Source organism: Streptomyces sp. NPDC057654 (assembly GCF_042800135.1).
Lineage (GTDB): Bacteria > Actinomycetota > Actinomycetes > Streptomycetales > Streptomycetaceae > Streptomyces.
Genome location: NZ_JBHVHQ010000615.1, coordinates 1 through 5253, shown reverse-complemented (window position 1 = coordinate 5253; position 5253 = coordinate 1). Strand labels below are relative to the sequence as shown.

Sequence of the window (5253 nt, the reverse complement as noted above, 5' to 3'; positions counted from 1 at the left end):
GCGCAGCGGAGCCTCCTACAGCCACCACCACAGCCCCACTTGTCACTACAGGCGCTGTGGACCCGCAGGGTCCGAGATGAACCCGCACCCGAGCAACCCGCAACGACCGCTTCGCGGAAGCAGCCAGCGGCGCAGCGCAGCGGAGCCAGCCCTGACCTCAGCCGAGAACCCACCCGTCAGGCAGCAATCCGGCAGCCGCCCCGCCCCCTCCCCTCCCGCTGCCGGCGCCTTGGGCCCGGAGGGTCCGAGACGAAAGCCGCACCCGCCCACCCCCAATACCGACCCACCCAGCCTCGCCCCCGCCCCACCCAGCCCGTCACCTCACGGCGTCCACCAGCATGAAGGCCGCCACTGCCAACAAGGCCACCGCGAAGATGCGTTGCAGGCGTGGGCCGGAGACCTTGGCGGAGAGGCGTTTGCCGTCCCAGGCGCCCAGGATTGCGGCGCCGATGAAGGGGCCGATCACCGCCCAGTCGAGCGTGGCGGCAGCGGTGGAGCGAGTGGCCAGGGAAGCCAGGGAGTTGGTTGAGATGACCAGGAGGCTGGTGCCGATCGCGGACTCCATCTCGAAGGACAGGACGGTGACCAGGGCAGGTACGGCCAGGAAGCCGCCTCCCACTCCCAGCAGGCCCGTCAGCGCGCCCAGGCCCGCCCCCGCTCCGGCCGCCTTGAACGGTCGTACGCCGCCGCCCTCGGCGCGGTCAGCGTCAGCAGGCGATGGCGATGGCGAGCGGAGCATCTTGGCCGCCGCAACAGCGGCTATGACGGCGAAGGCAATGGTCAGGGCCTCTTGAGGCAGATGGGCGGTGGCGGCTCCGGCGCCCGCCGCCGGGAGGATTCCGGCCGCCGCGAACGCCGCTCCCGCCTTCCACCGCACGTGCCCGGCGCGGGCGTGCGCGTACAGAGCCGTCAGCGACGTGGCGGTGACGATGATCAGGCTGGCGGTGGTGGCCGCGGCCGGGGTGAAGCCGAGCAGGTAGATCAGCGCCGGTACCGCCAGAACGCTGCCGCCGCCGCCCAGCGCGCCGAGCGCCAACCCGACGACGGCTCCCGCGACCAGGGCCAGGATCAGAGCGGTCACGTTATTCGCCCACTGCGGCCGCCGCTGTCGATGCCGTCGCCGGCCTGTGAGAGGGACATGCGTGCCTTCTTTACTGCTGGAAAGTGACGTTCAAGCCCGCCTCGCCCGCGGCCTCGAAGCTGTCATCGACGGCGACGACCTCGCGCCCCGTCGCGTCCAGCAGTGAGGCCGCGATCGCCGCGCGCATCCCGCCCGCGCAGTGCACCCACACTGTGCCGTCCGGCACTTCACCGGCCCGGCTGTGCAGTTCGTGGATCGGGATGTGCACCGAGCCCTCGATGAAGCCGTCCGCGCGCTCGGCGTCGCGGCGTACGTCCAGGACCACCACGTTCTCGCGTACGCCCGCGAGATCCGCGAAGCGGGCACGGGGGAAGGACGCGAGCCGCTCCCCCGCGCCGATCCAGGAGGCGGGGCCCCCGGTGGCGGCGCCCGCCGGGCGGTCGATGCCGACACGCGCCAGTTCCCGTTGCGCGTCGGCGATCTCCGTCCGGGTCTCGGCGAGCAGGGTGACCGGCTTGCCCCACGGGATCAGCCAGGCCAGATAGGTGGCCAACTTCCCCGTGCCCTCGAAGTTGAACGATCCGGACACATGCCCCTCGGCGAAGGCGACCCGGCTGCGCAGGTCCACCACCCACTCGCCCGCCGCCAGCCGCTCGGCGATCCGCGCGGCGTCGGCGGGCTCGGGCGGGGTCAGGTCGATGGGCGCGGGGCCGGCGGCGTTGACCGGGCCCAGGTGCGTGTAATAGGCGGGTACGTCGCCCAGCCCGGCCAGTACCCGCTCCACGAAGGCGTCCGCGTCCAGGGTGAAGGCGTCGTTGCCGGCGCGTTCCTTGCCGATCGTGGTCGCGTCGCCGTCGGCCGGGGAGGAGGAGCAGAAGCTGCCGAAGCCGTGGGTGGGCAGCACGGGCACCTCGTCGTCGAGCGCCGCCGCCAGCCGGTGGGCGGAGGCGTGCTGCGCGCGGGCCAACTCCTCGGTCAGCCGCGGGTCCACCAGGTCCGGCCTCCCCATGGTGCCGACCAGCAGCGAGCCGCCGGTGAAGACCGCCACCGCGCGGCCGTCCTCCTCCAGCGCGTACGAGGTGTGGTGCGGGGTGTGGCCAGGGGTGGCGATGGCCCGCAGCACCAGGCCCTCGTCCACCTCGGCCGTGTCGCCGTCCGCGACGGGCGTACGGGCGAAGGAGACGTCGGCGTCGGCCGGGACCAGGTAGCGGGCTCCGGTGATACGGGCCAGCTCCCAGCCGCCGGAGACGAAGTCGTTGTGCAGGTGCGTCTCCACCACGCAGGCGATGCGCACTCCTCGCCGGGCGGCGGTGGCGATCACCTGGTCGATGTCCCGCGGCGGATCGATCGCGACCGCTGTTCCCGGACCGCCGGCCAGGTAGCTGCGGTTGCCCAGGCCCTCGAACGCCAGAGTGTCGACGAAATACACGCTATGGCTCCTTTCTCAGTGGGTGTACCCGGGAAATTCCGGGCTACGGGCGGGGGAGGGCGACGACTTCCCCGGCCTCGGCGCGGCGGTGTTCCTCGGCGGGGGACAGTTCGACGGGCGCGCGCCCGCCACCGGAACTCCGCCCCGTGGCGGGCAGCACCGTCCGGATCGCCTCGTAGTTCGAGGCGTGGGCTACGGCTATCTGCTGACCCATCATCGGGCAGACGTTCATCGCCTCATCCCAGTGGGAAGTGGACTCCCATTCCGCCACGTTGACGAGACGGAACGTGCTCCCTGAAATGATCGTGCGGAACATGTACGTCCGGATGAAGCCGGGCTGAGCGGCCATCACTTCCGCGGCGTTCTGCCAAGCGTCGAGATACGCGCTTTCCCGCTCCTCGTCGATCTCGATCGGAATGATCACGACATGGCGATTTTCCATTTGCTGCCTCCTCCGCCGCACCGGCTCCGGGGTGTGAGCCGGTGCTTTCCGGATGCAGACTGCGCGCACGCTTCGCCGGGCCGCAAAGAGCATTGCGGAAACGGCAAATGGTGGTTCAGGCCGGGTCGTCCGCCAGTTCCGCCACGCCCGTGATCCGGTGCAACGGGTACGTACGCACCTCGTCCGCCGTGTGGTCGTACGCCGTCACGAAGCCGCCCTCCACCCGTACCGGCGCGATGACGCGCTGGCTGGCCGCGCCGTCCGCGTTGACGTAGCCGATCCAGACGGCGGAGCCGGTGAGGGCGGCGGCCTGCATGGTGGCGAGGGTCTCGGCGGAGGTGGTGCGGGGGAGGCGGCCGTTGGCGGGGGCCTGGGAGTCGGGGGCCTGGGAGGTGGAGGGCGGGGAGGCGGGGGACTGGGGCGGCTTGCGTTCGGCGGTGGCCGCGAGGTCGCCGGCGCGGATGGCTCGTACCGCCGCGCCGAGGAGCGTCTCGTCCGGGACCGGCGGGCCGTCCGGTACGGGCGCGGGCGCGGTACGGGCCGGGGTGCGGTGGACGTCGGCGCGGGCCACCACCACATCGCCCTCCGCGGACTCGGCGGCCGGCGCGTACCCCATCGCCCGCAGCCCCTCAAGCAGCGCGTCCGGAGCGGCCTGCGCGGCGAGGACGGTGGGGGCGAGGCGGCGCAGTCGCAGGTTCGCGGAGCGGCGGTCGGCGAGGATCTCGGCGAGCAGCGCGTCGTCGTCGCAGCGCAGATAGGCCGAGGCCGAACCCACCCGCAGCCGCCCGTGCTTGCGGGCCACGTCGTCGATCAGGTACGCGAGCGGCTGCGGCACCGGCGTCCGCGAGTGCTCCGTCAGGAACGCCTGGAGGTCCGCCGCCGTGCGGCCCGCGTCCAGCGCGCGCCGCACCGAGCCGGGCGTGAAGCGGTAGACCGTCGCCCCGCCCTTCGACTCCACGTCCGCCAGCACGCCGAGCATCGCGGCAAGGGGGCGCTCCAGCGGGCCCGGCGCGACCGCCGTCAGGTCCGCCTGGAGGAGGACGTGGCCGAGCGGGGCCGGCAGGAGGGGAGACAGGAGCTCCGCGGCCCCCTCCGGGTTCGGGCCCAGCAGCGCCCGGCCGTGCGCGGCCGGCACGCCCCGGCCCGTGACGCCCAGCAGCTCCGCCTCCGCCAGCGTCCACCGCGCGAGGCGCGAGCGCAGGTCCGGCGTCTCCGTGGCGGCGGGGCCGCCGCGCGGCGGGCGCTCCCAGCGCAGCCGCGCCAGCAGCGAGTCCGGGGTCACGGCCGTGCCCTCCGGCGCCTCCGACAGCAGCCGCAGCACGCGGGCCCGTACCTCGGGCGCGGGGGAGCGGTCCAGGTCGGGGCCGAGCGCCGCGAGCGTACGGGCCTTCGCGTCGCGCGTCCCCACCAGCCCCGCCGTGCGGGTCCCGGCCAGCCACGCCGTCGCCAGCCGCAGCCAGCGGTCCTCCGCGGGGAGCGCGAGCCAGTCGTCGTACGCGGGCGTCGGCGCGTACCGCTCATCGGCCTCGCCGTCCGAGGCGAGCAGCCCCGCCCCGTACGCCAGCTCGATCCAGAACGCCGCCACCGGCTCCGTCACGTCCAGCGCCGCCGCCGCCCGCTTCAGGTCGCGCACGCTCAGGCCGCCCGCCCGCAGCACGAGCGGGCCGGCGCCCGTCTCCCACTCCTTGAGCAGCTCCTCGACGGTGGCGAGCGCCGTGAACGCCTGGCCCGCCGCCGACGCGTCCACCGCCCGCGCCCCGTACTCGGCGGCCGGTACGAGCTCGGGCGGCGCCGGTTCCGGCGTACGGTGCGCCAGCCCGCCGCGCAGGTACAGCGCCGCCTCCCGCGGCAGCACGACGTTGCCGGGCGCGGCGGGCAGGAGCAGGCCGCGGTCCAGCAGCCACTGGAGGTGCGGGGCGGGGTGCGCGGTCACCGAACCGTACGGCGGGCCCCACAGCAGCCGGTCCAGGACCCCCGCGGACTGCGGCGGCGCCTGGTCCAGCAGCGCCGCCATGCGCGTACGGTCGCCGAACAGCTCCGCCAGCGCCGTGACGGCCGAGACCGGGTCGTGCGTCGCGGGCAGCCCGGCCGCGCCGATGATCTCCTGGATCCGGCCCGGCGACATGCCGGACGTCGCTTCGGCGACGGTGGGGCCGAGGCCGGTCGGCGACGGGTTCGTGGGGGAGGGCGACAGCAGCTCGCGCGCCGTGCGGACGAGGCGCAGCCGGTCCTGCGCGCCCCAGACGAGCGCCTGCACGCGGAGGGCCGCGACGGCGTGCGGCAGCCGCCGGGCCGTCTCCG

General features: G+C 74.4%; 4 protein-coding genes. All 4 read right to left on the bottom strand.

The window, feature by feature from the left end:
* Window positions 1–316: 316 nt before the first annotated feature.
* The gene (locus ACFU99_RS31965) at window positions 317–1081 is read right to left on the bottom strand and encodes a sulfite exporter TauE/SafE family protein (RefSeq protein WP_384398674.1); all 765 of its coding nucleotides are present in this window, start codon (window positions 1079–1081) and stop codon (window positions 317–319) included.
* A 70-nt stretch (window positions 1082–1151) separates the two neighbouring features.
* On the bottom strand, window positions 1152–2510 hold the full coding sequence (locus ACFU99_RS31960) for a rhodanese-like domain-containing protein (protein WP_384398672.1): 1359 nt from the start codon (window positions 2508–2510) through the stop codon (window positions 1152–1154).
* Window positions 2511–2553: 43 nt separating this feature from the next.
* Window positions 2554–2952 carry an antibiotic biosynthesis monooxygenase family protein gene (locus ACFU99_RS31955; RefSeq protein ID WP_384398670.1) on the bottom strand — a complete coding sequence of 133 codons (399 nt, stop codon included), beginning with the start codon at window positions 2950–2952 and terminating at the stop codon, window positions 2554–2556.
* Between the two features lie 115 nt (window positions 2953–3067).
* The coding region (locus ACFU99_RS31950) for a helicase-associated domain-containing protein (RefSeq protein WP_384398668.1) at window positions 3068–5253 on the bottom strand (2186 nt) is incomplete at its 5' end.